Annotated in this window: 19 protein-coding genes; 11 read left to right on the forward strand and 8 right to left on the reverse strand. The window is 57.6% G+C overall.

Features of this window, described 5'->3' with window-relative positions:
* The first annotated feature begins 4 nt into the window (after positions 1 to 4).
* The 5 genes from AC2FIB_RS15590 (at position 5) to AC2FIB_RS15610 (ending at position 4,833) form a co-directional block, all read left to right on the forward strand.
* Complete coding sequence (locus tag AC2FIB_RS15590; protein WP_496735376.1) at positions 5 to 733, forward strand: alpha/beta fold hydrolase; 729 nt, start codon at positions 5 to 7, stop codon at positions 731 to 733.
* A gap of 67 nt (positions 734 to 800) precedes the next feature.
* The gene (locus AC2FIB_RS15595) at positions 801 to 2,000 is read left to right on the forward strand and encodes a TCR/Tet family MFS transporter (protein ID WP_496735375.1); all 1,200 of its coding nucleotides are present in this window, start codon (positions 801 to 803) and stop codon (positions 1,998 to 2,000) included.
* A gap of 81 nt (positions 2,001 to 2,081) precedes the next feature.
* Positions 2,082 to 3,176, forward strand: a complete 1,095-nt coding sequence (locus AC2FIB_RS15600; RefSeq protein ID WP_496842354.1) for a Zn-dependent alcohol dehydrogenase — start codon at positions 2,082 to 2,084, stop codon at positions 3,174 to 3,176.
* A 24-nt stretch (positions 3,177 to 3,200) separates the two neighbouring features.
* A complete protein-coding gene (locus tag AC2FIB_RS15605; protein ID WP_496842355.1) occupies positions 3,201 to 4,433 on the forward strand; it encodes a mandelate racemase/muconate lactonizing enzyme family protein in 1,233 nt (410 codons plus the stop codon).
* A 109-nt stretch (positions 4,434 to 4,542) separates the two neighbouring features.
* A complete protein-coding gene (locus tag AC2FIB_RS15610; RefSeq protein ID WP_282170800.1) occupies positions 4,543 to 4,833 on the forward strand; it encodes an ArsR/SmtB family transcription factor in 291 nt (96 codons plus the stop codon).
* Positions 4,834 to 4,836: 3 nt separating this feature from the next.
* Here AC2FIB_RS15610 and AC2FIB_RS15615 read toward each other — a convergent pair whose 3' ends face one another.
* Positions 4,837 to 7,833: a cyclic nucleotide-binding domain-containing protein gene (locus AC2FIB_RS15615; protein ID WP_496735489.1), complete on the reverse strand. Its 2,997-nt coding sequence runs from the start codon at positions 7,831 to 7,833 to the stop codon at positions 4,837 to 4,839.
* Between the two features lie 243 nt (positions 7,834 to 8,076).
* Here AC2FIB_RS15615 and AC2FIB_RS15620 point away from each other — a divergent pair, with 243 nt between their 5' ends.
* Positions 8,077 to 8,436, forward strand: a complete 360-nt coding sequence (locus tag AC2FIB_RS15620) for a DUF3307 domain-containing protein (protein ID WP_370737425.1) — start codon at positions 8,077 to 8,079, stop codon at positions 8,434 to 8,436.
* 12 nt (positions 8,437 to 8,448) lie between these two features.
* Here AC2FIB_RS15620 and AC2FIB_RS15625 read toward each other — a convergent pair whose 3' ends face one another.
* The 7 genes from AC2FIB_RS15625 to AC2FIB_RS15655 all read right to left on the reverse strand — a co-directional run bounded on the left by AC2FIB_RS15625 (position 8,449) and on the right by AC2FIB_RS15655 (position 16,425).
* A complete protein-coding gene (locus AC2FIB_RS15625; RefSeq protein ID WP_496735370.1) occupies positions 8,449 to 9,180 on the reverse strand; it encodes a hypothetical protein in 732 nt (243 codons plus the stop codon).
* Between the two features lie 56 nt (positions 9,181 to 9,236).
* On the reverse strand, positions 9,237 to 10,541 hold the full coding sequence (locus AC2FIB_RS15630) for an NAD(P)/FAD-dependent oxidoreductase (RefSeq protein WP_496735368.1): 1,305 nt from the start codon (positions 10,539 to 10,541) through the stop codon (positions 9,237 to 9,239).
* Positions 10,538 to 11,212: a TetR/AcrR family transcriptional regulator gene (locus tag AC2FIB_RS15635; protein ID WP_108860933.1), complete on the reverse strand. Its 675-nt coding sequence runs from the start codon at positions 11,210 to 11,212 to the stop codon at positions 10,538 to 10,540. Before AC2FIB_RS15635 ends, AC2FIB_RS15630 begins: the two co-directional genes overlap by 4 nt.
* Positions 11,213 to 12,763 (reverse strand): trimethylamine methyltransferase family protein, encoded by a 1,551-nt coding sequence (locus AC2FIB_RS15640; RefSeq protein WP_496735366.1) that lies wholly within the window; start codon positions 12,761 to 12,763, stop codon positions 11,213 to 11,215.
* Positions 12,764 to 12,765: 2 nt separating this feature from the next.
* Complete coding sequence (locus tag AC2FIB_RS15645) at positions 12,766 to 15,168, reverse strand: GcvT family protein (protein WP_496735364.1); 2,403 nt, start codon at positions 15,166 to 15,168, stop codon at positions 12,766 to 12,768.
* 112 nt (positions 15,169 to 15,280) lie between these two features.
* On the reverse strand, positions 15,281 to 15,910 hold the full coding sequence (locus AC2FIB_RS15650) for a glutathione S-transferase family protein (protein WP_496735362.1): 630 nt from the start codon (positions 15,908 to 15,910) through the stop codon (positions 15,281 to 15,283).
* A gap of 17 nt (positions 15,911 to 15,927) precedes the next feature.
* Positions 15,928 to 16,425 (reverse strand): class I SAM-dependent methyltransferase, encoded by a 498-nt coding sequence (locus AC2FIB_RS15655; RefSeq protein ID WP_082649262.1) that lies wholly within the window; start codon positions 16,423 to 16,425, stop codon positions 15,928 to 15,930.
* A gap of 233 nt (positions 16,426 to 16,658) precedes the next feature.
* Here AC2FIB_RS15655 and AC2FIB_RS15660 point away from each other — a divergent pair, with 233 nt between their 5' ends.
* The 5 genes from AC2FIB_RS15660 to AC2FIB_RS15680 are packed head-to-tail and all read left to right on the forward strand — an operon-like array spanning position 16,659 to position 23,880.
* Positions 16,659 to 18,431 (forward strand): ABC transporter ATP-binding protein, encoded by a 1,773-nt coding sequence (locus AC2FIB_RS15660; protein ID WP_496735361.1) that lies wholly within the window; start codon positions 16,659 to 16,661, stop codon positions 18,429 to 18,431.
* Positions 18,424 to 20,334, forward strand: a complete 1,911-nt coding sequence (locus AC2FIB_RS15665; RefSeq protein ID WP_496735359.1) for an ABC transporter substrate-binding protein — start codon at positions 18,424 to 18,426, stop codon at positions 20,332 to 20,334. Before AC2FIB_RS15660 ends, AC2FIB_RS15665 begins: the two co-directional genes overlap by 8 nt.
* Positions 20,335 to 20,348: 14 nt before the next feature.
* Positions 20,349 to 21,377, forward strand: coding sequence for an ABC transporter permease (locus AC2FIB_RS15670; RefSeq protein ID WP_108860926.1), 1,029 nt, complete (start codon positions 20,349 to 20,351; stop codon positions 21,375 to 21,377).
* Complete coding sequence (locus tag AC2FIB_RS15675) at positions 21,374 to 22,528, forward strand: ABC transporter permease (RefSeq protein WP_496735357.1); 1,155 nt, start codon at positions 21,374 to 21,376, stop codon at positions 22,526 to 22,528. The genes AC2FIB_RS15670 and AC2FIB_RS15675 overlap by 4 nt, the downstream gene beginning before the upstream one ends.
* Complete coding sequence (locus AC2FIB_RS15680) at positions 22,525 to 23,880, forward strand: CoA transferase (RefSeq protein ID WP_496842357.1); 1,356 nt, start codon at positions 22,525 to 22,527, stop codon at positions 23,878 to 23,880. The genes AC2FIB_RS15675 and AC2FIB_RS15680 overlap by 4 nt, the downstream gene beginning before the upstream one ends.
* The last annotated feature ends 4 nt before the right edge of the window (positions 23,881 to 23,884 follow it).

Here is a 23,884-nt window from a genome sequence, read left to right on the forward strand (position 1 = left end):
TGGTTTGGCCGATCTTCTGTTAGTCCATGGGTCCTGCCACGGTGCCTGGTGTTGGCGCGACCTTATCCCGGCGTTAGAAGCGCTGGGGCATGAGGTACGCGCCATTGACCTGCCCAGCCACGGATCGGATCCGACGCCCGTTGCCGATGTGACGCTGGATAGCTGTCGCGACACGATTTTGGATGCGACCTCGCGTAATACAATCATTGTCGGTCATTCCTGGGGTGGCTACCCGATCAGTGCCGCGGCTGAAGCCACGCCGGAGGCCATGCGCGCCCTTGTCTACCTTGCCGCCTACGTCCCGCAGGATGGCCTGTCGATGGTAGAAATGCGCAGACGAGCACCCCGGCAAACAATCCATGATGCGGTCGAAAAATCAACCGACGGCCTCTCGTATACGGTTGTACCAAGCAAGGTGCATGACCTGTTCTACCACGATTGCCCGCCCGAAACCGTGCCATTCGCGTTTGCACGCTTGTGCCCGCAAGCCATCGCGCCACAGGACACCCCCCTGCACCTAACCGGCAACTTCGACCGGGTTCTCAAGGCATATATCCGGGCGACCGATGACCGGACGATCCCGACCGAATACCAGGAACAGATGAGCCACAGCGCCCCCGAGGCGATGCGTCATACGATTGACACGTCGCATTCCCCATTCTTTGCACAACCGCAAAAACTGGCTGAATTGTTGGACAAAATCGCAAAAGACCTGCCAGGGTCACAAGTCTGAGCGTGTCCCTTTCAACCTGCATTTTCTGCGGATAAGGTCCGCCCAAATTCTCATCCTTGCGGTTCAAATGCGTCTTCCCTTTTTCTTCGTCCTTCTCACGGTCATGATCGACGCCATGGGCATCGGCCTTGTCCTGCCTATCATGCCGGAACTGATCGTCGAAGTTCAGGGTGGCACATTGGCGACAGCTGCGATCTGGGGTGGCATCCTCAGCACCGCGTTTGCCGCCATGCAATTTGTGTTCGGACCGGTTCTGGGTAACCTTTCGGATGCTTACGGGCGACGGGTGGTATTGCTGGTCTCGCTGTTCGTCATGTCACTGGACTATGTTGTCATGGCGCTTGCGGGCAACATCTGGTTGCTGTTGGCCGGACGCATCGTCGGAGGCATTACGGCTGCCACGCATGCAACGGCGGCGGCCTTCATGGCGGATGTGTCGAAACCCCACCAAAAGGCTGCAAACTTTGGTCTATTGGGCGCAGCATTTGGCGTCGGGTTTGTCTTTGGCCCAGTACTTGGTGGGCTGCTGAGCGAATATGGCACACGTGCACCATTTTGGGCTGCGGCGGGTTTGTCTGCCCTGGCCTTCGTCATCGGTGTATGTGTCATGCCCGAGACGGTCACCGACAAGACGCGCCGGGCCTTCAGCCTGCGGCGCGCAAACCCAGTGAACTCGCTGCGCGCGATTGCGTCGTTGCCCGGTATCCGGCCGATGCTGTGGGTCTATCTCCTGTACTCCATCTCGATATATGTCTACCCGGCAATTTGGGCATATTTCACAACCGAACGGTTCGGCTGGTCACCACAAATGATCGGCCTGTCACTGGGCGTCTACGGGATCGGCATGGCGGCTGTTCAGGGCGGCCTGATCCGTCCCGCAACCAAGTATTTGGGGGAACGCGTTACAATCATCTACGGCATGGGGTTCGAGCTGTTTAGCTTTTTTCTTCTGGCCTTCCTGACCAATGGGATCATTGCCTTGATGCTGATCCCGATCACCGCCATCGGAGCGGTTGTGACCCCTGCCCTGCAGGCCCTGATGTCGCGCAAGACGCCCGACTCGCAACAGGGTGAACTGCAGGGTGTACTGACATCCTTGCACGCTTTGTCGATGGTCATCGCACCGTTGCTCATGACCAGCGTGTTCGCTCAGTTCATCAAGCCCGACGCGGCGATCTACTTGCCGGGCGCACCATTCCTCTTGGCATTCGTCATGATGGTGATCTGTCTTCTTGTGTTTTCCCGTTCACGTGGGGTCATGGCATAACTACGACATCCCTTTGACGGATTCCGCCTTGCAGCGTCCCCATAAGCGCGCCACCGTAGCGCAAAGCGAGAGAGGGACAGCATGCAAACCATCAAAGCCGCCGTTTGCCGGGCGTTCGGCGAACCTCTGGTCATCGAAGACATTCAAATCGCACCACCAAAGTCAGATGAGGTCGAGGTGACCTTGGATGCAGTGGCAATTTGCCATTCGGACATATCATATGCCAGCGGCGCATGGGGTGGGCACCTGCCTGCTGTCTATGGGCACGAGGCTGCGGGAATCATTACTGCTGTTGGCGACTCGACTGGTGGATTTGAGGTTGGGGACCCGGTTGTCGTCACCCTGATCCGGGCATGCGGCTCGTGCCCGTCTTGCGCGGGGGGAAAGCCAACTGTCTGCGAAACGCCTTATGACACGGTCAAAGGACCTTTGAGCACGGCAGACGGCGGACCGCTGGAACAGGCAATGGCCTGTGGTGCATTTTCCGAAAAGGTTGTGGTCAGCCACCGACAGATCGTCAAAATTCCGCACTCTATGCCCAAAGACGTCGCCAGCCTGCTGTCCTGCGGAGTGATCACGGGCGTCGGTGCCGCCGTCAATGCCGCCGGGCTGCGTCCCGGACAGGACGTGGTCGTAATCGGCGCGGGTGGCGTTGGGCTGAATGCGATCCAGGGTGCGCGGATCGCAGGGGCGCGCCGCATCGTGGCCGTGGACATGACCGAAGAGAAGTTGGCTATCGCCAAGGAATTTGGTGCAACCCATGGCGTATTGGCCGATCAGAAAGCCCCCTGGAAGGCCGCTTACAAAGCGCTTGGTGGTCGCGGCGCAGACGCTGTCTTGATTACTGTCGGCGCAATCCCTGCCTATGATCAGGCCCCTCGTTACTTGGGCCCCGGTGGCAAGGCGATTATGATCGGGATGCCGCATTCCGGAGATATGGCAAGTTACGAACCGGTTGTTCTGGCTGCACTGGGTCAGGGTTTGATCGGGTCGAAAATGGGCGATGTTGTCATTCAACGCGATATTCCATGGATGATCGACCTTTACGATCAAGGGCGCCTGAAACTGGATGAGCTGATTTCGGGCCGGTGGTCGCTATCGCAGATCAACGAAGCGATCGAGGACACCAAAACTGGATCTGCCAAGCGAAACGTGATCCTTTTCGACAGGGCTTAACCCAGCAGGGCAGGAGAACACCTGATGAAGCTGCAAGACCTCGACATCATCGTCACAGCCCCTCCTGCGCCTGGTTGGGGCGGGCGGTATTGGATACTGGTCAAAGTCACGACCGATACCGGGATCACCGGCTGGGGCGAATGCTATGCATCCTCAGTTGGTCCCGAGGCAATGCGCCATGTCATTCAAGACGTGTTCGAACGGCACATGCAGGGCGAGAACCCCGAAAACATCGAACTGATGTTCCGCCGAACATACTCCAGCGGATTTACACAGCGTCCTGATCTGACGGTCATGGGCGCCTTTTCCGGACTGGAAATCGCGTGTTGGGATATTCTGGGCAAGGATCGCGATCGCCCGGTCTATGCCTTGCTAGGGGGATTGGTGAACGAACGCATAAGGGCCTACACCTATCTGTACCCCCTGCCCCAACATAACCTGAACGATTTCTGGACGTCGCCTGAACAAGCTGGCGAATGTGCCGCCGAAATGGTCCGGCGCGGGTTCACAGCCGTCAAGTTTGACCCCGCTGGGCCTTACACTGTTCGGGGCGGGCACATGCCTGCGATGTCCGATATCTCGATGTCTGTTGCGTTCTGCAAAGCGATCCGAGAGGCCGTGGGCGATAAAGCCGATCTGCTGTTCGGCACCCACGGCCAGTTCAACACCGCGGGCGCAATCCGATTGGGTCAGGCGCTTGAACCCTATTCACCGCTTTGGTTCGAAGAACCGACACCACCGGACATGATTGAAGATATGGCTCGTGTCGCGCGGAACGTTCGGATCCCGGTCGCGACCGGTGAACGCATGACCACCAAAGCCGAATTCGCGGCCGTTTTGCGGGCTGGGGCGGCGGAAATCCTCCAACCGGCGCTGGGTCGTGCCGGCGGAATTTGGGAAATGAAGAAAGTCGCGGCCATCGCTGAAGTCTTCAACGCCCAGATGGCCCCACATTTGTACGCGGGTCCGGTTGAATGGGCCGCGAATATCCATCTGGCCGCGTCCATCCCCAATCTGCTGCTGCTTGAGACCATAGACACGCCGTTTCACGATCAACTCATCAACGGCTCATTGCAGGTTGAGGCCGGATTTGTCCCCGCGCCGACCGCACCGGGCCTGGGGATTGAGGTGAACGAAGACCTTGCACGGGCGCACCCTTTTAACGGTGATGGCCTGCATCTGCAGATGCAGGAAGAGCCCTGTGATTACGTGAACGGAAACGCCTTTCAAGGTGGTGCCCCTGCAACCGAGGGGTGACAACTCAATAGGTCTTGGGGCACATTGACCCAACCCATAGGTGTTAAACAGGCAACGCGTGACACTTGAAGACGACCAAACCGAACAAACCGAAGCTGCGCTATCTGAAATGAAAGAAAGCGCGGCTCGAGCCTCTGCGTTTCTGAAAACGCTCGCGCATGAGGGTCGGTTGATGATTTTGTGCCATCTGGCCGACGGCGAAAAATCCGTGGGTGAATTGGAGGCCTTGTTGCGTATCCGTCAGGCTGCGGTCAGTCAGATGCTGGCGCGCCTGCGCGCTGAAAACATTGTTGCAACGCGCAGGGACGGAAAATCCATCTATTACTCGCTGAACAACGACGGCGCGGCGCAGGTGATCGCTGTACTTTACGACATGTTCTGCAGCCCCGAAAGCGAATAACCCTTAGTTCGATACATAGCCCGCGATCACCTGCAACAGTTTGAACGCGGTTGCGGCGTCGTTTTCGACCACGGCCAGGAATTCCTCTTCACCAATACGCAGGCACGACAGTTCCGTCTCGGCGATCATGCTCAGCGCTCGAGGTTCCTTGCGGATCAGGCCCAACTCTCCGACCAGGGCACCGGGGCCGACCGTGGCAATCAACTGATCCACTCCGTCAGTTTGCGGAAGGTACAACCCGGCCTCCCCGTCCAGCACCACATAGGCACCGTCCGTTGGCTGATCGTCTTTAAGGAAAACAACCTCTCCTGCTTTGGCATCGAACCAGCGCGCGCCAAAGGCCAGCAGGCGCAGCTGTCGGCGGTCCAGCCCGGAAAACAGCGGTGTCTGTTCCAGCGCGCGCAGCTTGCGCGAGAGGTCAGCCGAGGCGGCACTGTCTTCTTCCACGTCCGAAGGTCCTTCATCCGAGACGACCCGACCTTGCCTGATTTCCACATACATGTCGAACACGCTCGGGTTTTCGAACTGGTCGTTCAGGTAGATCACCGTGGTATCCGGCAGCAGAGCGCGTAGATTTTTGTACACGGCCACTTTCGAGGCCATGTCATAACTGGCCAACGCGTCCTCAAGAATCAGAATATCCGGTTTCTTGATCGTCGCGCGCGTAAAAGACAGAGGTTCAGCAAAGACCGCTGGCAGGTTTTGACCACCCAGCGCCACCGGCACGTCATAGATCAGCTCAACCACCAACGGGCGCGCACCGTTTTCGCTCAATACATCCACGATCAGTTTGCGCGCCTCGTCCGAACGGGCGCCGCCGATCTGACTGACCTTTCCAAACAGGGCGTTCTCAAGAACTGTCAATCCGGGCGCGAATTTTGATTTGTCCAAGGGCACAAATACATCCAGCAACCGCTCCAGCAGCTTTTCGGAATGGCTATGTCGCAGCTCAAGGATGCGGTCCTTGAGGTCGTCGGTGAAGGCTGGTCCGATCTGTTCCGCCGAAATCACAAACGGAACGGCCAGCAGGTTTGCCAACTGTTCATCATTCAGCCCCGATACGCCCTCGTTCCGGGTCTTTTCGACAAGCTCGACCGCAGCCTCGTACGTTTGCGCCTCTAGTCCCAGTTTGCGAAACAGCGGGTGATCGGTGCCGTCCAGGCCGAAAATCTGGCGCAGCATCTCAATCACATCGCGTGTCAGGCTCACCAGTGTCTCGTCCAAACCAAATTCGCGCAACTGCTCAAGGAACACGGTCTGCTGCGCCAAAAGCTCTTGTGTGACGGGGACTTTGGGGGTGGCAAACAACAAGTTCTCCGCAACCGGCAAGGCAGGGTTATAGCGATTGCGGTCAAAGATCAGGGCCTGTTGCTCTAGCCCTGTTGCTTTCACCGCATCCTGAACCAAAGGTCGCAGTTCGACCAGTTTGTCGGCCAGCTCGGGATGCTCGGCGGCATCGAAGACCTGTTCGGCCCCGCGCAAAAACAGCGCCGCGCCGGAACCCATCCCGTCAATCAGTTTCAACCACCAGTCGCGCACCTCTTCAGCGCTGTCTAATCCCGCAGTCGTCGGGTCCAGCCAGTTTGCCTTGAAGGGGTCCGGGCTATTGCCGGCCCGCAACGTCTCATCATATCCGGGGTCGTTTGTTTCGGATGTCTGTGGCTTGAACCGCATCGGCATCATGACGTTGTCGCCCAGCGTACCCTGGAACATTACGGGTCGTGACGAAGCATACCCAATACGGGCGGCCACAACGCTTTGATGCAGCTCTGACAAACGGATTTCACCGATCCGAACCCGGCCCGAGCTGGGCAGAATTTCCCGCGTCAGCAACTCGGCCATCGCGCGGCGATCTTCTTCGCTGGGGGCCGCGATCCCGATGATTTTCCCGCTGGGAAAGGACAGATCCAAATCATCCAGAACCTGGTTACCGTCCATATCGCGAACCGAGACATGGTCGAGCACTATGTCACCGTTCAGCCTTGGCGTGGTCTCGGGTTCGCCATCGAACAGTTTTTCGTCATGCATTCCGGCAGGTGCAAACCGTTCCGTCACCACGTCCCAGCGCAGCGACATATCCTGTGTCTGGTTATAATAGGTCAGCAGTTCCTTCCACGGCGAACTGAGGTCCTTATATGCAGCCAGAGCTGCAACCAGCGCACCCAGCGAAACCGAACCCTGCAGGACCAGAAGACCCCCAACCAGATAGAACAGGAACGGTGTCAACTGCGAGATGAAGTTGTTGAGGAACTTCATAAAGAACTTTTTCTGGTAGATCTCGAACCGGATACCAAACAGGCGGCCCAATTGATCGGACACCATCGCCCGGCGGTACCGCCAGCCGCCATTGGCACGCAACGTGGACGCACCCGCCGCGTTCTCGCCAATCTGGGCGGCCAGCAACCGAACCTCTTGAATGCGTTTTTTGTTCAGAAGGTTGATCTGACGCTGCAGTTTCGGAATCAACCAGGCCTGCAGCGGGATCAGCGCAACTGCCGCCAGCCCAAACCAGAAGCTTTGCAGAAACAGGAAGGACAGGATGGTGATCATCTGACCCGCCTGCAAAACCGGTTGGCTGATCGCGTCCCCCATGAGCCCGCCCATGGGCTCGCTTTCGGCGGTGACCATCGACACCAGCTCACCTTGGCTGACGCGTTCAAAATAGGGTTGAGGGAAACGCAACGCGCGGCTGATCAGCACGTACCGGAACCGGCGCAACATACGCTCGCTCAGCACGCCTTTCATTGTGTTGATGCGCATTTTCATCAAGCCATGCGCCAGCACCGCGATCAGAAACCCGATACACAGAATGATGAGGAATGTTGTCTGAGGCAGGTTATAACCCCAGACATCTACAACCGGGCTGGCCGCGCCAATCGCATCGTTGATGATGCGTTTGGGCAATTCGAGCGTCAGATAAAGTAGTGGAAACAACGTCGAGGTCACGGCCAGCAGAATCAACTGGTCGCGTTTCGAGTATTTCCAAATAAACTGGAAAATTGAACGTTCTATGGAACCTGCCCCTACTAAGGATCACCGAAACGATCTTGACGAAAGTGTCGTAAACCCAACACTCTGAATTTACCTTATTCCAGCCAAAAGAGGCAAATAGTTTCCAATTTGATCAGTTAATTGCCGAGTGTGAACAAGTTCATTTGCGCAACCACAGATTAGTGCCTAGACTCTGTCTGGGACGATATCGGGAGGACTCATTTGACTGCCAGTATAGGCGCAGTGCTATTGATGCTCTGCTTATTGCAGATCAAACATATGTTTGCGGATTTTTTTCTCCAGACTCCGAAAATGTTGGCAGGGCGCGGTGAGTATTTTCACGTGGGCCGTGCGCAGCATGCGGGCGTGCATGTCATCGGGTCAGTGATTGTCTTTTTAATTTTTGGCGCGCCGTGGTCGTTTATTTTGATCATTGCTGCACTGGAATGGATTGTTCACTTCAATATTGATTTCGCCAAAGCCAGCTATTCGGACAAAAAACAACTGATGCCGACGCAAGCCGCGTTTTGGCGGGCTGCGGGTCTGGACCAGTGCCTGCACAACCTGACTTACATCGCCATGGTCTGGGCTTGGGCTGAATTCGCTACCTGATCAGCGATTGCTTCAGGCGACGTTTTCCAGGGATTGCGGACAATACGCGTCCAGCCACATTCGATCCAAACGGTCAATTCTAGCGGCGTCGAAACGTTCTTCTTCCTCCCAATAGCGACCAGACGAAACGAAGTAATTCAACTGTGCCTCCGCCTGCAATGCCGCTTGCATACCCTTTGTCGAAAGCAGCCTGCCAGACATTAAGTTGTCAGTCGTCACCGAAGGAAAGACCAGCCGGCTTTCACCCTGCGACAGTCGAACCACGCGGCAATTCTGCGCGGCACCGAACAAAGCCAATCGGGCGGATTTTGCCTCGAGCGATCGCAGCGTCACATCAGCGCGCAAAGGGTCGGCTGCTCCGTTGCCGTAAAAATGGGTCTTGCCTGTATTCGGGTAAATCATGTCACAGCCAAAAAAGGCCAAGACGGCTGGCTTAAGCGCGGCCAAGGCCCAGTAGCCCGCCGTAAACGCCATCGTGCCGCCGGCGTAAACAAAGCCACCAAACTTGTTTTGATGCGGAACGTATTCATCCGCCTCGACGATGCTTTGGCTACGAACCAGTTCGTCCGGGCGATTGCAGATAGGGAAGTCCTCAGGATGGATGAGGAAATCCCAATCGTCGCGGATACGCCAGGCGTTGTTGATTGCAACGATGTGGGTAAACGGATCTCGCGACCACTCCCGAGCTGCAGCGGCGGCCGGTGCACTTCCAAGTATCAAAACGCGATGCGTCGGTTCGGCCATCCTGGGTCCTGCCCTTTTTCAGTTCCCCGGAAGGATAGGGCGATTTTTTTCCTTAACTACCCCAGTACAGAAAAACTGCTTTCTTCGTTGATGGGTCGCTTGCGTGAATAGAACCCGACATCAATGCTCCGCCCGATATAAGGAAGTTCGTATTGCAACGGCTGCGCGTCGTGATCCGCGCCCCCTTCACAATACGCGATCAGGGCGGTCATCATCTTGCCCGCAATCGGAGCATTCTTGTACTGGTTCCCGCTGGTCCCGCAGGCCATGTAGAACCCCGGCAGGCTGGATTTGTCATAGATCGGAATCCAGTCTGTGGATGCGTCATACAGGTCCACAACTCCACGTGTTTTGGACGGGATGCCAAGACTTGGGACGCGCTGTGCGTAACGCATGGCTTGCGTTGTCCACTGATCGGTGAAGTCGTGGTTATAGTGAACGTCGTCCTCGCACCATTGATGCGGATCGCATTCGGGGTCTTCCGAGCCAACCAGAATGTGGTTGCCGTGCTCGGGTCGACAGTAGCAGGCAATATCGCTGTCCGAGACAATCGTTCCGTCGTTTTCAAAATCAAATCCCTCGGGTGCGGGGACGTGCACAACCTCTTGCCGCAAGGGCCGGGTTTCGATCGTCATGTCATCCAGAACACCCGCCATCTTGTTGATGATCGCCGAGCCGGGGCCCGCGACGTTCACGACGACTTTTGCGTAGATTTCTTCGCCCGAGGCAAGTTTGACACCCGAAACCCGACCGTCGCTGGACAATATCTCAACCACTTCGGCACCAGTGCGCACTTCTGCGCCATGCAGCATGGCAGCGTCCATCAAGTTCTGCGCGGACAAAGCCGGGTCCGTGACATATCCCGCCTGTGGCCAGAACACACCGCCCAGCATCTTGCGCCCGTTCGGGTGCCCGAATTCCGGATCATCCATACGGCGCGCCGGCGCGAAACTGTTCTGCGAGTAGATCGGTAGGCGCTCACTGACTTTATCTGATGACCATTCTTCGAACGGGCAATCCAGATCGGCGCTGTTCTTCATGTGCTTTTCAAGCAAGCCATTGGCATCGGTCTTCATCACCAGACAGCCGGTCTCGCGAAATTGCGCCAGATTAGCATCCTCGGGCAGGCCGAGGTAGTCCGCCCAATCGCGCCAGTAGTGGTAACCTTCCCACGCAAACGCCGTTCCGTCGAAGGTCGAATAATGCATCCGGATAATGGCGCAGGATCCGGCAGTCGAACCGTGGCCAACCTGACTGTTTCGGTCCAGCGACAGGGTTTTCCAGCCCGCTTTCGCCATTTCAAAGGCGATGGCCGCGCCGATCACACCGGTTCCGATGATGATTGCGTCAGGTTGACTCATGAGGCTTCTCCCTTCCAATAGCGCATTGAATAGGCGCTGAATTCTTCGACTTCTTCGGGCTTGGGCTCAACCCCGGTGAAGACATAAAGGTAATGCGGAACCATTGCGATCCGCGTGGACATTGGCTCGTTCAGCTGCGCCAGATCATAACCGATTTGCATATAATACAGCACGCGGGCACGCGTTTCGGCCTCGACTTCGGAATAGCCATAGCGCGCGAACATGGCGTGAAGCGCTTCGAGCCTGCGCGCATCCGATTGATCAAGCGCCCGGCGCACTTTGCCTGATTTGCGCGCCCAATCCCGGACGGCAAAATCCAACGCGGTATCGAACAGTTCAGTATTCACCACGCAACGATGCACGTTGCAAACGGCTGCGGTTATCGTATCCGCCGGGGCCTTGGCCTGCGCGACCAAAGCCGCTGTATTCGTCGCATGCCAGCGCGCCAGCAGGGCGTCCAAAAGCTCTTGCCGGGATTTGAAATACCAATAGAAGGACGACCGCGACACGGCCATTCGTTCAGCCAGGTTCAGGACCTTGATTTGGTCCACACCGTCCGAGATCAGGACATCCATAGCCACGTTCAGCCAGTCGTCACGCGTGACCTTGATATTGCCGACCAAAGGCTCGGCTTCGGGGTCGTCCCTGTGCAGGATGGGCTTGGTACTCATTCAACTCTCCGGCGGGGCGCCGCCCGCAGCGGTGCGGCGCGCAACGAACTCGTGCAAGGCACCCATGCGGTCGCTGTCACATGAAGGCGCTTTGAAGTCAGACAGAATACTCTTCCAAACCGCGGTCGCGCGATGATTGGCATCCATCGATCCGCGCTCTGTCCAGGTTCCGAAATTTGCATAATCGTGCAAATGCGGTTCGTAGAATTCGGTGTTGTACCGCTCCATCGTCTGGCTTGAGGCAAAGAAGTGCCCGCTGGGTTCGACTTCACTTAGGGCGGTGTCGAAACCGATCTCGGCCGTACCTGCCTGCGCCCCTGCACAAAGCTCGGCGACCATGTTCAGGACCTCGGCGTCACAGATCATTTTCTCAAAAGAAACGGTCAAGCCACCCTCCAGCCAACCGGCCGAGTGAATGATTACCGTCGCCCCTGCCATCAGACAGCCCCAAAAACCAAACTGGTTTTCATTCGCTGCTTGAACATCGTTGATGTTCGACGCTGATCCGGCAGCCGACCGCCAAGGTAGGCCCAGATGCCGGGCCAACTGGCCTGCGGCAAGCGAAGCCTGGAAATGTGAGGGTGTTCCAAATGCGGGCGCACCCGATTTCATATCCACGTTGCTGGTGAACGTGCCATAACACACCGGCGCACCCGGCTTGGTCAGCTGGGTCAGTGTCAACGCCGCCAACGCCTCGGCATGTGAAAGTGTGATCGCGCCGGCCACGGTGATCGGGGCCATCGCGCCCATCAAAGTAAATGGCGTGATGATCGACATCTGTCCATTGCGGGCGAAATCTATCAGCCCTTGCGCCATCGGTATGTCCAGCGTGCGCGGGCTGTTCGTATTGATGATCGTGTAGCAATGTGCGCCCGCCTGAAATGCATCATCTGACAGACCCCGCGCGATGGACAGCATTTCAAAGCAATCCATCACCTGCGGCGTTCCGCGAGAGAAGAAAAACGGGAACTTGTCCGTAAGTTCCATCTGCGCCTTCGTCGTGAAATAGTGGCGCAGATGGGTCGGCACGTCCTGAGGCTCGACCTGAGGCGAGATCATCTGGAATACATCAAAATGATGCGTAAGCTTGAGGAACTCCAGATAGTCCTGCCCCGAGGCCGGGCGGCGGCCGCGTTCAAGATCTGTCGCGTTCGGTGCCCCTGCCCCCGGTTGAAACACCAGACTACCTAGCTCAAGGGTGAAGTCTCTGTGTCGCGCGCCTGCATGGCACGCTATCGACTTTGGTGCTGATGCGACGGCGGCTTCAACAATGTCGCGGCCGATGAAGACCATCTCGGTATCTTCATCCACCCGCGCACCCGCTTTCGCAAAGAGACGCCGGGCTTCCGGAAGCAGGCATTTGACGCCCAACTCCTGAAGTGTTCGCAAGGCCGTTTCGTGCATATCCGCAATCTGGTCAGCCGGAAACACCTCCATCAATGGGAAGGGATTCTTCAACTGGCGATAATTCACGTCCCGACTGGGCGCAGAGGCGGCCTCGGCGCTTCGCCCGCGCCGTCGTCGCCCACGTTCGGATGTTTGTCCGATCATGCTTAGCCCCTCATCGCTTTGCCCTGCGGGTCATAAGGTGACGGCGCGACAACCCTCGCGGGCCTCTCGACACCAACCACATGGACCGAAAGCTCTGTTCCGGGCGCGGCCTTGTCGCGATTGACCAAGGCCATTGCCAAAGACTTGCCGGTGTAGTGACCGTATCCGCCGGATGTCACAAAGCCGACACGCTCACCGCCCGCCCAAACGGGTTCATAGCCACTTGCATCCGCATCATCGGCGTCCACTTCCAGTGTCACCTGTATCTGCGCCGGACCATTTCCATCACGCTCAGCCACAGCGGCCTCTTTGCCGACAAAGTTCTTGTCCCAATCGATCCAGCGATCCATGCCGGTCATTCCCGGGGTGTAAAGCTGCGTGAACTCTGCCGACCAGATGCCAAAGCTTTTTTCAAGCCGCGTTGACAGCATCGCGTTGAAACCGCACTCGCGAATGCCCTCTTCGGCACCGGCCTCCATCAACATGCGGCGCAGCTTGATGTGGTCACCGTAGCGGCAGTTGATCTCATACCCTTTCTCGCCGGTCACCGACATACGGGCGACGCGCGCGCGGACCAACCCGATGTCAAAATCTCCACAGCCCATGAATTTCAGACCCGAGATGTCCTGTTCAGCCAACTTTTCGACCACGGCTTGCGACTTGGGACCAACCACCGCGAACCCGCAATATTCCTCGCCCAGATCCTGGACATTAACGCCGTCGATCATGTGATCGTCAAACCAGCGCATGTGCCACGCCCGCAAGTAGTAGCTGCCCATGATCCACCAGGTTCCGTCGCCCCAGTTGAGCACCGTGAGGTCCCCTTTGAGCCGCCCGTTCTCACCCAGCATCGGCGCCAGCTTCGCCCGACCTGGTGCGGGCAGTTTTGAGGCCATGACTTTGTCCAGCCAAACCTCAGCATTCGGGCCACTGACCTCAAACCGGGAGAATCCCGAGATGTCCATCAAGCCGACGCCTTCGCGGATCACCTTGCATTCGTCTGCTACGATGTCGTGCGCATTCGACCGCTTGAGCGTCGGTGTTTCCTCGAACCCTTTCGGAGCAAAATACAGCGGCACTTCAAGATCCCAGCTGACGCCCCATTTGCAACCCGCATCCGTCATCGCGTCATGCGCTGGGGCCATTTTTAGCGGCCGCCCCGCGGGCAGTTCCTCGTTCGGGTAGGTCATTACAAAGCGGCGGGAATAAAACTGGCCCGTGGTTTCACGGATATACCGCTTATTCTGCGCAAAATCGCCAAAGCGCGCCACGTCCATCGGCCAGGCATCCGCCTCGGGCTCGCCATGGATCATCCATTCAGCCAGCGTCTTGCCAACACCGCCGCCCTGCAGGAAACCTGCCATAACCGCGCAGGCCGACCAATAGCCACGCTTGCCGGGAACCGGGCCGACCAACGGGTTTCCGTCGGGCGCAAAGGTGAAAGCACCGTTTACCCATGTCTTGATGCCTACGTTCTGGATCGACGGATAGCGTTCAAAGCCAAGCGTCAGCTCATTCTCGATCCGGTCGAGCTGTTCCTGAAACAGCTCCTCACCATAATTCCATGGCGCACCGTCCATGGCCCAGTGTTCGTGATCGACCTCATAAATTCCGACCAGAACGCCTTTCTGATCTTGCCGCATATAGGTGAACCCCTCGAGGTCCACCGTCATCGGCATTTCGAATGCGGCTTCAGCGACCTCGGGGACTGTGTCGGTGATCAAGTAGTGGTGTTTCAGAGGAGACACCGGCAACTCTACCCCCGCCATACGCCCGACCTGCTTGGCCCACAGGCCAGCGGCGTTAACCACGTGTTCACAAGTGATCGTGCCCTTGTCCGTGATGACCTGCCAGCCATTATCGGTCTGGATCAGCTCCTCGACCTTGGTTTCCTCATAATACTCAGCACCGCGTTTTTTGGCAGCCGTCGCATAAGCCTGCACCGTGCCGGTTGTGTCGATATAGCCCTCGCGGTCAGCCCACATCGCGCCCAATACGCCGTCGGTCGACATGATCGGGCAGCGCCTTTGCGCTTCTTCCGGAGAAAGCAATTCGCAGTCATCGATGCCAATGGACTGAAATATGCGATAGTTGGCTTGCAACCACTCCCACCGTTCCGGCGTACCGGCCAATGTCAGGCCACCAGTCATGTGCAACCCGATATTCTGGCCGGATTCCTTTTCGATCTCGCTGAGCAGGTCGATAGTATACGCCTGCAAGGATGCCATGTTTGGGTCCGCATTCAGAGCGTGAATGCCGCCAGCCGCATGCCAGGACGAGCCGGACGCCAGCCGCCGCCGTTCCAGCATAACCACATCCGTCCAGCCAAACTTGGCCAGATGATACAGAACCGAGGCGCCCACGACGCCGCCCCCGATGACCACAACGCGATACTGAGATTTCATCCTGCGCTCCCCTGTATGACTAAGGAAGGACGCTAGTGACACTGTTCACTTCTGTCTAGACATTTCTGTACAGTTCCGCGCAAGCGAAGAAACGGCCTCGGGCCAGCAGTTTCTAGAGCTGAGCGCTGGGACGGGATGCGACCTTGTCGAACCATGCCAAAGTGGCTGTATTTTCTTGTGGAATCCGTTTCTTGATCACGCGGGCAAAGTCCACAAAGACAAAGGTGGAAATGTCCGCGATGGTGAAGTCGGCACCTGCGATAAACGCACTTTCGCCCAGCCGCTGTTCGAGCAGCGAAAAGAAATGATCAACCCGCGCGGACCCTCGCTGAGCCAATTCCGGAATTTGCCGGTGATTCACCGGACCCGGAATCGCCCTGTCCGCAAAGGCCGGATGCGTGTTGCGCAAGGCCTCGGCAACAGGCATGCCGCCCTGTTGTTCGACAATGCTGTTCCACATCAGAACCTGTCCCTTTTCATCGGGTGTGCGCCCCAATAGCGATGGCTCGGGAAACCGCGCCTCAAGGTAAGCGGCGATCCCAAGATTCTCGGTTAGCGTGCTGCCCTCATCCGTCACCAACACGGGGACAGTTGCATTCGGGTTCACCGCGCGAAATTCGTCGCTGAGTTGCTCACCTTTGCCGATCGAGATTTCTCGGGTTTCGATATCCAAACCCTTTTCGGCAATGAACATGCGCGCGCGCCGCGGGTTGGGGGCCGTGGAACAATCATAAAAAAGCATCAGGTTCTCCCACCCTGTCAGCGGCGATAAATGAAACAGCGCCCTTCGACGGCCCCTTCAGGAAGGGACACTTCGGTCAAGGTATCGAAATACATCCGGTCGCTGGACACCATCAAACCACCCTCGGCTAATAGCGGCTCGATCAATGGTGAGACAAATCTGGCGAAGTCGTCGTTCTTTTTGCGGTTGTGGCCGCCCAAGTCCGCGTGGATCAGACTGGCCGTGGCTCCGAACCGATCCACCGAGGCCGGTAGTGTTTCTCGCACATCCCCCAAAATCACCCGATCTGCGGGCGGCGTGGAATCCGGATGCGACGCCACGGCGCGCTCGAACACATAAACAGGTCGACCTGAAATATACTGCACCATGTGATGATAGGTGCGCCCATTGCCCAACCCCAGTTCGAACACTGGCCCAGGCATTCCTTTGGTTTCAGAGATGGCGAAATCCAGACAGGCCCGTTGGGACACCATACGGTCGATGAACAGATCCAGGCGGCTTTGGTTGTCGGGCACGGGGAAATCTCTCCTTGATATCAGTCAGCTCATGATTTGGGGCCGACACCGCATGTGATGACAAATCCTCAAGGATTTGTGTAGGTAAATTGGCCTAAGTTTCACATTTTCGCGACAATTCGGCCCAAGAACGGGTTTGACTACACAGGCACAACCGCGCGAGACTAAGTCAAAAAACACAGGGAGTTGAATACGCCGATGTCGAACCACGGACGAACGGGTGGAAAACCCGCATGACTGCGTTGTTGTCCGTCAGAGACCTCAGCATCGGTTTTGGTGCGGGCGACTCAGTTGTCAAAGGTGTCAACTTTGATGTCGAGGCTGGGCAGACATTGGCTCTGGTCGGTGAATCCGGATCGGGAAAAACCATCTCGTGCCGGGCGGCCTTGCGTATTTTACCACGTGCCGCGCAAATCCGCAGTGGCACGATAACCCTGAACGATTCGAAAGGCTTCGAGGATCTGACCAAGATCAGCGAGCGACAGATGCGTGAAATTCGCGGCAATCGGGTTTCGATGATTTTTCAGGAACCGATGCGATCGCTATCCCCGTTGCACAAAATCGGCAATCAGGTCAGCGAGGTCTTGTGGCTGCATCGGAGCGCGTCCGAGGCGCAAGCCCGCAAAGAGGTCCTGACCCAATTCGAACGCGTGGGCTTTCCTGATCCGCAGCGCGCCTATGATTCTTACCCGTTCGAGTTGTCGGGCGGCATGCGCCAGCGCGCCATGATTGCGATGGCCATGGTTTCCAAGCCGGAACTGCTGATCGCGGATGAGCCGACGACCGCGCTGGACGTAACGACACAAGCGCAGGTCCTGGGGCTGATTAAGGAGTTGCAGCGCGAAACGGGCATGGCCCTGATCCTTGTGACACACGACCTTGGTGTGGTTGCCAATATGGCAGAACAGGTTGTTGTCATGCACAAGGGTCGCGTGATGGAGGCAGGGGCAGCCGCCCCGATCCTAAGCGCCCCGGCGCACCCCTACACACAACAATTGTTCAACGCGGCCCCTGCGATTCCCGACGAAGACTCGGTCGGGCTGCCTATGCCGGATGAGGACCTCATTCTACAGATGAAGGGGGTGTCCAAGACCTACACTATGCGGTCCAGCAGGGGCTGGCAGGGGGACAAGCTGATCCATGCCTGCCGAGGTGTGGACCTGAATCTGGCCCGCGGCAAAACCCTGGCAATCGTCGGCGAAAGTGGCTCGGGCAAAACAACGGCAGCGCGGATCGCCCTTGGCGCGGAACTGCCCGACCCGGGTGGTGAAGTTCTGTTTCGCACCGCGCCAGGCGAAGACCCGATCACTGTACACCACATGACCCGCTCTCAGCGCACGGCCTTTCAACGCAAGGCGCAGATGGTGTTTCAGGATCCGTACAGCTCTCTCAGCCCACGGATGCGCATTCAGGACGCTCTGACCGAACCATTGGAAATCCACTCCATTGGTTCGACCGCCGAACAGCGGGACAAAGCGGTCGAGATGCTGCAGCGCGTCGGACTGAATGGTGATATGCTCAAACGCTATCCCCATGCCTTTTCCGGCGGACAGCGGCAACGCCTGTCAATTGCGCGGGCGATGATGCTGGACCCGCAGCTGATTGTCTGTGACGAGCCCACTTCGGCACTGGATGTATCTGTTCAGGAACAGATCCTGACCTTGCTGGAAAACCTGCAGGACCGGTTGAACCTGTCCTACCTGTTCATCTCTCACGACCTTGCGGTTGTCGCGCGCATTGCCGACGAAGTTGCCGTGATGCGCCGGGGTCTTGTCGTCGAACAGGCCCCGCCCGAGACGCTGTTTTATAACCCCCGACACCCTTACACCAAGGCGCTGATTGCCGCCCAACCAGAACCCGACATCAACCGGCCCATCGACCTGAAACTGGTTGCGTTGGGCGCAGGTTCACCAGACAGTTGGGATGACACCTTCCGATTTACGGACTCCGTGATACCCTCACTGGTAGAGATGGAGCCCGGCCATAAGGTACGATGCCATGTTTAAAACCACTCGCCCGCTTATTCTGGCTGCCACGTTGGCCGCCACTTTGGTCCTGCCCGCCACGGCAGGAACACCGACCCTTCAGGAAAGCGAATTCTGGAAAGCCGAGGTCAGCGCCGGGAACTTGCCGCCGGTCGCAGAGCGCCTGCCAACCGAACCTCTGATCGTGGATCTGGCCGCGAAAGGTCGCGAGTTTGGTGCCCCAGGTGGTACCCTGCGCACCATGGTGACCCGCTCAAAAGACATCCGCCAGATGGTCGTCTACGGGTATGCGCGACTGGTTGGGTTTGACGAAAACTACGAAATCGTCCCTGATCTGCTGGAGTCCTATGAAAACGAAGGTAATCGAAAGTTCACACTGCATCTGCGTGACGGGCACAAGTGGTCCGATGGATCGCCGTTCACATCCGAAGACTTCCGGTATTGGTGGGAAGACGTTGCCAACAATGAAATGCTCAGCCCGTCTGGCCCACCGGATTTCCTGATTGTTGAAGGCAAAACGCCAACCGTGACCTTCCCGGACGAGACGACTATTGTCTTTGAGTGGGAAGACCCAAATCCTGATTTCCTGCAATCGCTGGCCCAAGCGCGCCCGCCATTCATTTACCGACCGTCTGAATTCCTCAAACAGTATCACGAGAAGTTCGCAGATGCTGAAGACCTCGCCTTTCAGGTCGAAGACGCACGGGTCAAAAGCTGGGCGGCGCTGCACAACAAGCTGGACAACCTCTACAAGTTCGACAACCACGAACTCCCGACGCTGCAGCCTTGGCTGAATGCAAGTTCGGGCAAGAAGATCCGCCACAATTTCGTTCGCAACCCATATTATCACCGCATCGATTCCAACGGCGTTCAGTTGCCCTATATCGACGTCGTCGAAATGGAAATCGTCGCGGCTGGCTTGGTCGCGGCCAAGACCAACGCTGGCGAGACTGATCTGCAGGGGCGCGGTCTGGCCTTTCGCGATGCATCAATCCTGAAAAAGGGCGAAGCCGGCGGAGACTACAAAACCTTGTTGTGGAAAACCGGTGTCGCATCGCAAATCGCGATCTATCCGAACCTGAATTACTCGGATGAGATCTGGCGCGACGTTCTGCGCGATGTTCGTGTTCGGCGGGCGCTGTCCCTGGCCATCGACCGCAAAACCATCAATCAAGCGCTCTATTTCAAGCTGGCCCATCCCGGTGCGATGTCCGTTTTGCCCGCATCTCCGTTCTATGACGAGGAAAACGCAAAAGCCTGGGCGCAGTACGACGTTGAGATGGCCAATGCCCTTCTGGACGAGGCTGGCTTGGCCGAGCGCAATAAAAACGGCATTCGCCTGCTGCCGGATGGCCGCCCGATGGAACTGATCATCGAAACCGCCGGTGAAAGGCAAGAAGTTGAGAACGCGCTTCAGATCGTCACCGATACATGGCGTGAAATCGGTGTGGACCTGATCATGCGCCCACTGGACCGGGACATTCTGCGCAACCGCGTATTTTCAGGCAACACCATGGCCTCAGTTTGGTTCGGCTGGGATGACGGTATACCGCAGGCGCACACATCCCCTGCTTATTTGGCCCCCACGGATCAGGTGTTTCTGGCCTGGCCCAAATGGGGACAATTTTACCAGACCGGCGGCGACGTTGGTGAAGCGCCTGACATGCCCGAGGCCGAGCGTTTGATGCAACTGGCACATGATTGGGAGGTTGCCACCACCGACGAAGAGCGCAAGGCAGTCTGGACCGAGATGTTGAAAATCCACGCTGACCAGCTTTTCGCCATCGGAATTCTGAACGGCGCACCGCAGCCTATCGTAGTGTCCAACCGTCTGCGCAACGTGCCCGAGCAAGGCATGTGGGCATGGGAGCCCGGCGCACATTTTGGCATTCACCGCCCCGACGAATTCTTTTTCGCCGACTAATCAGGAGCAGCTAAATGGTAATGCTGCGCTATGCGGTGTATCGCTTTTTCACGATGCTGCTGACTTTGCTGGTGGTGTCGGTTCTGATCTTCGTGATCATCAACCTGCCACCCGGCGATTATCTGAGCAATCAGATCGCGGAATTGCAGGCCTCGGGCCAATCCGCGGGTGTTGCCAAGGCTGAATTCCTCCGCGCGGAATACGCCCTGGATCGCCCCATATGGGAACAGTACCTGGTCTGGATGGGCTTCTGGCCCGGACCGCACGGGTTTGAGGGTCTTCTTCAGGGCAATTACGGCTGGTCTTTTGAATTCGACCGTCCTGTGGCCGAGATCGTTGGCGACACCCTATGGCTAACCGTTGTGGTCAACTTGGCCGCTATCTTGTTCGTTTATGCCGTTGCCCTGCCGCTGGGCGTCCTCGCCGCAGCAAAATCGCGAACCTGGATCGACTATACCTCGGCCTTTGTTGGCTATCTTGGTCTGGCGACGCCCAACTTCCTGCTGGCGTTGATCCTGTTCTATTACGGACACCGCTACTTCAACCTGCCCATTGGCGGCCTGATGGACCCGTCCTTCGAAGGTCAGCCGATGAGCTGGGAAAAGCTGAAGTCCATTCTTGTCCACCTAATCGTACCGACTTTCGTCATTGGCACATCTGGCGCGTCTGCCATGATGCAGCGCCTGCGCGCGAACATGCTGGATGAGCTCGGCAAGCCATATGTTGAGACGGCCATCGCCAAAGGCATGGCCCCGTCACGGATGCTGACAAAATACCCGCTGCGCGTGGCCTTCAACCCCTTTGTCGCTGATATCGGAAACCTGCTGCCATCGATGGTATCCGGCTCAGTTCTGGTATCGGTCGTGCTTGGTTTGCAGACCATCGGCCCAACACTGCTGACAGCGCTGAAAACTCAGGACCAGTTCCTGTCTGCCTTTATTCTAATGTTCGTGGCTTTGCTGACCCTGATTGGCACCATGATCTCTGACATCTTGCTGGTCATGTTGGACCCGCGCATTCGGTACGAGGGGCGTGAAGCGTGACCAAACACACCGACGGTCGCTTTGTCGACGACGCACCTTTCGACCCGGAAGCCTCCCTGCAACAGTTGGAGCGCGCCGATCTGGACGCGCCGAACTGGGTTCTGGTCTGGCGCAAGTTCAGGACTCACAAGCTGGGCCTGATTTCTGGCATCTTCCTGCTGTTCTGTTACTTGATGCTGCCCTTCGCAGGGTTCATTGCGCCTTATGGTCCGAACGAGCGGAACGGCGAACATCTTTACGCCCCACCACAAAGCATCAATTGGTTCCACGATGGCTCCTTCATTGGCCCGTATGTCTATCCGATCGTGGCCGAAGCTGATCTTGAGACCTTTCAGTGGAAATTTGTGCCCGACACGGAAGACCCTCGCCCGATCCGCTTTTTCTGCGAGGGGACCGAGTACAGGCTTGCAGGTCTTGTGAAATCAGACACCCACCTGTTCTGCGCGCCAGAGGGCGGGACGCTGTTCCTTTGGGGATCCGATCGTCTGGGCCGCGATGTGTTCAGCCGCATTCTATATGGCGCGCAGCTGTCGCTGACTGTCGGCCTGATCGGCATTTCGGTATCGTTCACCCTTGGCATCTTTTTTGGATCAATCGCCGGGTATTTTGGCGGCAAGATCGATTGGGTCATAAACCGCGTGATCGAGGTCTTGCGCTCGCTACCTGAACTGCCGCTCTGGCTTGCCCTATCGGCGGCGGTGCCCTCAAATTGGAGCCCGGTTGCTGTTTTCTTCATCATCTCGATCATCCTCGGGATTCTCGATTGGCCCGGCCTCGCCCGTTCGGTACGCGCGAAATTCTTGTCCCTCAGGGAAGAAGAATACGTCCGCGCCGCCGAGATGATGGGCGCAAGCTCTGGCCGTGTGATCCGCAAGCACCTGCTGCCGAACTTCATGTCTCACCTGATCGCCTCGGCCACGTTGTCGATACCGGCCATGATCCTTGGGGAAACCGCGCTCAGCTTCCTGGGTCTTGGTCTGCGGGCCCCGGCCGTCAGTTGGGGTGTAATGCTGAACGACGCGCAGAACCTGGCCTCGATCGAGATCTACCCCTGGACGGCAATCCCGATGCTGCCGATCATTGTTATCGTGCTGGCATTCAATTTCCTGGGTGACGGGCTGCGTGACAGTCTGGATCCATACCAGCAATGAGCTTGATTTCAGCCCTTCCTGCAACCGACGGATACCGCAAAACGGGCACCGGGGCTTGGTCCAGCGTCTACGCGGTATCTGAACTGGCAACGGCAACCTTTGGCGCGGTGGGTCAGGAACTGGCTCGTCTGATGACGGCGCTGAACCTGTCGCCCAGTGCGCCGGATGTGTCTGTGGATCACCGGCTGGCCTCGCTTTGGTATCAATATTCCTTCAAGCCCAATGGTTGGGAGATGCCTAGTCTCTGGGATGCGGTCGCGGGGGATTACCAGACTGCAGATGGTTGGATCAGGCTGCACACCAACCTGCCTCGCCACCGGGCGGCGGCACTAAAAGTTCTTGAAGCCAAAGCAGATCGGGACGCGGTCTCTCAGGCGGTGCGGCGATGGTCCGCCAGCGAGCTGGAATCGGCAATCGTGGCCCAGGGTGGCGTTTCCGCAGCCATGCGCAGCCGGGCAGTGTGGTTAGAGCATCCGCAAGGTCGGGCCGTGTCCCGCGATCCACTGATCGGTTGGCACAGCCCGCGACAGATCAAACTACGAGATCGATCCGAGGCCACGGCTGAGCGCCCTTTGGCAGGGCTGCGCGTCCTCGACCTGACGCGCGTGCTGGCTGGGCCGGTCTCAACGCGAACCCTCGCCGGTTTTGGTGCTGACATTCTGCGTGTCGACCCGCCCGGTTGGGACGAGCCCGGTGTCATACCCGACATCTCATTGGGTAAATCCTGCACTTACCTCGATCTGAAATCGCCGTCTGGTTTGGAAAAGCTGCAAGAGTTATTGTCTCAGGCCGATGTGTTCGTCCACGGATATCGCCCCGGTGCTTTGGATGCGCTCGGCCTGACCAGGGCCAAGCGCGATGAATTGGCCCCAAACCGGGTCGAAGTCACATTAGACGCTTATGGCTGGCAAGGCCCATGGGCCGCGCGGCGCGGGTTCGACAGCCTTGTTCAGATGAGCGCGGGTATGGCGGATGCAGGCCGTGACTGGGCAAATGCGGATAAACCGACACCATTGCCGGTTCAGGCGCTGGATCATGCAACCGGCTATCTGATGGCCGCCGCTGTGCTATCCGCCTTGGCTGACGCTGCCTCAGGGAACGCTATCATGCTGGGTCAGCTCTCTCTCGCACGCACGGCCGAGTTGTTGGCCATTCTCGGCAAGTCCGACACGAAAGAGGTTATCACCGGCGCCAGTCCGTCAGACTACAGCCAAGCTCTAGAAGAATCAGGCTGGGGCTCCGGTCACCGCCTGAAACCTGCTCTGACTGTTGGCGACGCCAAGATGTTCTGGGACAAGCCTGCACCTAAACTAGGCACGTCGGCTCCGGTCTGGGCCACGGCCATCACCTGAGCCA

The sequence above is a fragment of the Ruegeria sp. YTSA072 genome, assembly GCF_059610285.1.

Excerpts from the sequence above, each read along its gene's own strand:
- AC2FIB_RS15595 (WP_496735375.1), top strand. The coding sequence starts at position 801 with ATGCGTCTTCCCTTTTTCTTCGTCCTTCTCACGGTCATGATCGACGCC.
- AC2FIB_RS15600 (WP_496842354.1), top strand. The coding sequence starts at position 2,082 with ATGCAAACCATCAAAGCCGCCGTTTGCCGGGCGTTCGGCGAACCTCTG.
- AC2FIB_RS15605 (WP_496842355.1), top strand. The coding sequence starts at position 3,201 with ATGAAGCTGCAAGACCTCGACATCATCGTCACAGCCCCTCCTGCGCCT.
- AC2FIB_RS15610 (WP_282170800.1), top strand. The coding sequence starts at position 4,543 with ATGAAAGAAAGCGCGGCTCGAGCCTCTGCGTTTCTGAAAACGCTCGCG.
- AC2FIB_RS15620 (WP_370737425.1), top strand. The coding sequence starts at position 8,077 with ATGCTCTGCTTATTGCAGATCAAACATATGTTTGCGGATTTTTTTCTC.
- AC2FIB_RS15625 (WP_496735370.1), bottom strand. The coding sequence starts at position 9,180 with ATGGCCGAACCGACGCATCGCGTTTTGATACTTGGAAGTGCACCGGCC.
- AC2FIB_RS15630 (WP_496735368.1), bottom strand. The coding sequence starts at position 10,541 with ATGAGTCAACCTGACGCAATCATCATCGGAACCGGTGTGATCGGCGCG.
- AC2FIB_RS15635 (WP_108860933.1), bottom strand. The coding sequence starts at position 11,212 with ATGAGTACCAAGCCCATCCTGCACAGGGACGACCCCGAAGCCGAGCCT.
- AC2FIB_RS15640 (WP_496735366.1), bottom strand. The coding sequence starts at position 12,763 with ATGATCGGACAAACATCCGAACGTGGGCGACGACGGCGCGGGCGAAGC.
- AC2FIB_RS15645 (WP_496735364.1), bottom strand. The coding sequence starts at position 15,168 with ATGAAATCTCAGTATCGCGTTGTGGTCATCGGGGGCGGCGTCGTGGGC.
- AC2FIB_RS15650 (WP_496735362.1), bottom strand. The coding sequence starts at position 15,910 with ATGCTTTTTTATGATTGTTCCACGGCCCCCAACCCGCGGCGCGCGCGC.
- AC2FIB_RS15660 (WP_496735361.1), top strand. The coding sequence starts at position 16,659 with ATGACTGCGTTGTTGTCCGTCAGAGACCTCAGCATCGGTTTTGGTGCG.
- AC2FIB_RS15665 (WP_496735359.1), top strand. The coding sequence starts at position 18,424 with ATGTTTAAAACCACTCGCCCGCTTATTCTGGCTGCCACGTTGGCCGCC.
- AC2FIB_RS15670 (WP_108860926.1), top strand. The coding sequence starts at position 20,349 with ATGGTAATGCTGCGCTATGCGGTGTATCGCTTTTTCACGATGCTGCTG.
- AC2FIB_RS15680 (WP_496842357.1), top strand. The coding sequence starts at position 22,525 with ATGAGCTTGATTTCAGCCCTTCCTGCAACCGACGGATACCGCAAAACG.